We start from the raw sequence: 1,605 nt of genomic DNA on the forward strand, positions 1-1,605 counted from the left end.
GAGGCAGAACTAACGCGGTATTGGGATGCTGAGAACATCCCGACACCGCTCACCACAACCAACTAGCAAGGAGTTGAATGATGGCTAAGGCGCATTCTAAGCAAAACCGTGCAGTAAATAAAGCGGCGAAAACAGAACGTTATTACACCGTGGGATACGTGCCGCAAAATGACAAGGCCAGTGCCCCGCCCGCGATACATCTTAAGGGGCAGTGGCTTAAGGCTGCGGGGTTTGCTATTGGTGGCACACTCACCGTTAAAATTATGGAAGGCTGTCTGGTGCTGATCCCTGACAGTGATGACACCCGCACCATTAAGCAACAGTACCAGCGCCAGCAAGACCAGCTCAGCGAAATTAAGCTGAGAATGCGGGAACTGATTGGCGATTACAACAGCAACTAAGGGCAGGGAATGAGCCGCTCTTAAAAGAACAAAGCCGGAAGATCATGGGGATCTTCCGGTTTATTTTTAAATACTGTTAAATTCTATCTTTTTAGAAGGAAAACTATCAGGGAAGGATATACACTTGATTTTTCTTGATAAAACGCCTACTAAAAAATCAGTAAAACTTTCTTGTCGATATTCAACTTCTGGTGCTCTCGCTGCAATAATAGCAACATTCCATAAATCACTGTCATCTGACGATGCAACCCAAAATATATAATCACCGTTATCTGTAACACCTACAGGAAGTAATCCATTCGTATCGGGATAAAGAATAAACGGATAATAATCTGGATCAGATTCAACAAGAGATTGAAAATCCTCAATAATCCATTCTTTTTGCTTGAAAAAGTTCAAATCATCATCTGCACTAAACGGATTAAAGATAGTGATGAAATCGGCAATTCTGCCTGTGCCATATTGAGTTATAAAATCAATATAATCCTTAGGGAAAGCATGTTGTTCATCTATCAATGACCACTTTTTACCCTCTCCATTTTCGCTAGGCTGAATAGGTAAAGGCAATATATTTTTTAAGCTTTCTATACTCATTATTTACATTCCTGGAGGATTAAGAACGGTGACATACTCATAGAAGCCTCCCGAACCTTCGGCTTTCATTGTAATGCCTGCGGGTATTCTGGATGGTCCCTTATAAATAGGAATAGAACTCATTTCAACAACTTCTCCCTGTTCTATGGTTTTTCTTATTCTACCCTCGATTCCACTCATGAAAGGAGTATTGGCAGGTCTTTGTTGTAGAGTTACTAGGTTTCTAACATCATCACCAGAACCACCTAATTGTCGTCCAAGTAAATGTCCCCTAGCTCTGTTAGAACCTTTTCCTGTAATAAAACCTGGGGGTTGTATATTTGGGTTAGCGTGTGTACCGGTATTAATATGACCTTTATCTAAAGTTGCATGAACTCCTGTAGGACGCCCTAAATGATCCAATTCTCCATATTTAATATTATTAGGGCAGCCTGTTAACCCAAATGGATCTACCCATCCTGTCGGATTATGCACATACCCGTACGGATTTGTTCCGCCTGCAAGCCCGATGGGGTCATAGGGTGGGTTCGGATGCGGTCATACTGTTTAAAACGATTTTCTCTTTGATTATCAGCTTGTTAAAGAACCGTTTTTACCCGTTCCGCCCATC

At 41.8% G+C, this 1,605-nt stretch carries 3 protein-coding genes; 1 reads left to right on the forward strand and 2 read right to left on the reverse strand.

Annotated elements, in window-relative coordinates; translation table 11 throughout:
* Nucleotides 1–80 precede the first annotated feature (80 nt).
* Nucleotides 81–401, forward strand: a complete 321-nt coding sequence (locus Xbud_RS18920) for a SymE family type I addiction module toxin (RefSeq protein ID WP_099137522.1) — start codon at nt 81–83, stop codon at nt 399–401.
* 66 nt (nt 402–467) lie between these two features.
* On the opposite strand, the gene Xbud_RS18925 is transcribed toward Xbud_RS18920, so the two are convergent.
* Complete coding sequence (locus Xbud_RS18925; RefSeq protein WP_099137523.1) at nt 468–995, reverse strand: SMI1/KNR4 family protein; 528 nt, start codon at nt 993–995, stop codon at nt 468–470.
* 3 nt (nt 996–998) lie between these two features.
* On the reverse strand, nt 999–1,397 hold the full coding sequence (locus tag Xbud_RS18930; protein ID WP_244590052.1) for a DNA/RNA non-specific endonuclease: 399 nt from the start codon (nt 1,395–1,397) through the stop codon (nt 999–1,001).
* Nucleotides 1,398–1,605 lie beyond the last annotated feature (208 nt).

Source organism: Xenorhabdus budapestensis, assembly GCF_002632465.1.
GTDB lineage: Bacteria > Pseudomonadota > Gammaproteobacteria > Enterobacterales > Enterobacteriaceae > Xenorhabdus > Xenorhabdus budapestensis.